This window comes from Janthinobacterium kochi, assembly GCF_051380715.1.
Taxonomy (GTDB): Bacteria; Pseudomonadota; Gammaproteobacteria; order Burkholderiales; family Burkholderiaceae_D; genus Janthinobacterium.
Window position 1 is genome coordinate 1 of record NZ_JBNYXO010000034.1, and the last position, 1,560, is coordinate 1,560.

Here is a 1,560-nt window from a genome sequence, read left to right on the forward strand (position 1 = left end):
TGATTCGTGCAAACTCTAGAAAGGAGGTGATCCAGCCGCACCTTCCGATACGGCTACCTTGTTACGACTTCACCCCAGTCACGAATCCTACCGTGGTAAGCGCCCTCCTTACGGTTAAGCTACCTACTTCTGGTAAAACCCGCTCCCATGGTGTGACGGGCGGTGTGTACAAGACCCGGGAACGTATTCACCGCGACATGCTGATCCGCGATTACTAGCGATTCCAACTTCATGCAGTCGAGTTGCAGACTACAATCCGGACTACGATACACTTTCTGCGATTAGCTCCCCCTCGCGGGTTGGCGGCGCTCTGTATGTACCATTGTATGACGTGTGAAGCCCTACCCATAAGGGCCATGAGGACTTGACGTCATCCCCACCTTCCTCCGGTTTGTCACCGGCAGTCTCATTAGAGTGCCCTTTCGTAGCAACTAATGACAAGGGTTGCGCTCGTTGCGGGACTTAACCCAACATCTCACGACACGAGCTGACGACAGCCATGCAGCACCTGTGTACTGGTTCTCTTTCGAGCACTCCTCAATCTCTCGAGGATTCCAGCCATGTCAAGGGTAGGTAAGGTTTTTCGCGTTGCATCGAATTAATCCACATCATCCACCGCTTGTGCGGGTCCCCGTCAATTCCTTTGAGTTTTAATCTTGCGACCGTACTCCCCAGGCGGTCTACTTCACGCGTTAGCTGCGTTACCAAGTCAATTAAGACCCGACAACTAGTAGACATCGTTTAGGGCGTGGACTACCAGGGTATCTAATCCTGTTTGCTCCCCACGCTTTCGTGCATGAGCGTCAATCTTGACCCAGGGGGCTGCCTTCGCCATCGGTGTTCCTCCACATATCTACGCATTTCACTGCTACACGTGGAATTCTACCCCCCTCTGCCAGATTCTAGCCTTGCAGTCTCCAATGCAATTCCCAGGTTGAGCCCGGGGATTTCACATCAGACTTACAAAACCGCCTGCGCACGCTTTACGCCCAGTAATTCCGATTAACGCTTGCACCCTACGTATTACCGCGGCTGCTGGCACGTAGTTAGCCGGTGCTTATTCTTCAGGTACCGTCATTAGCAAAAGATATTAGCTCTCACCGTTTCTTCCCTGACAAAAGAGCTTTACAACCCGAAGGCCTTCTTCACTCACGCGGCATTGCTGGATCAGGCTTTCGCCCATTGTCCAAAATTCCCCACTGCTGCCTCCCGTAGGAGTCTGGACCGTGTCTCAGTTCCAGTGTGGCTGGTCGTCCTCTCAGACCAGCTACTGATCGATGCCTTGGTAGGCTTTTACCCTACCAACTAGCTAATCAGATATCGGCCGCTCCACGAGCATGAGGTCTTGCGATCCCCCACTTTCATCCTTAGATCGTATGCGGTATTAGCGTAACTTTCGCTACGTTATCCCCCACTCTAGGGTACGTTCCGATATATTACTCACCCGTTCGCCACTCGCCACCAGAGCAAGCTCCGTGCTGCCGTTCGACTTGCATGTGTAAGGCATGCCGCCAGCGTTCAATCTGAGCCAGGATCAAACTCTTCAGTTTAATCTCTGTT

General features: G+C 52.5%; 1 rRNA gene. It reads right to left on the reverse strand.

Annotated features, from left to right (window positions below):
- Nucleotides 1-19 precede the first annotated feature (19 nt).
- A 16S ribosomal RNA gene (locus ACQ4WL_RS27575) occupies nt 20-1,550 on the reverse strand.
- Nucleotides 1,551-1,560: the final 10 nt, after the last annotated feature.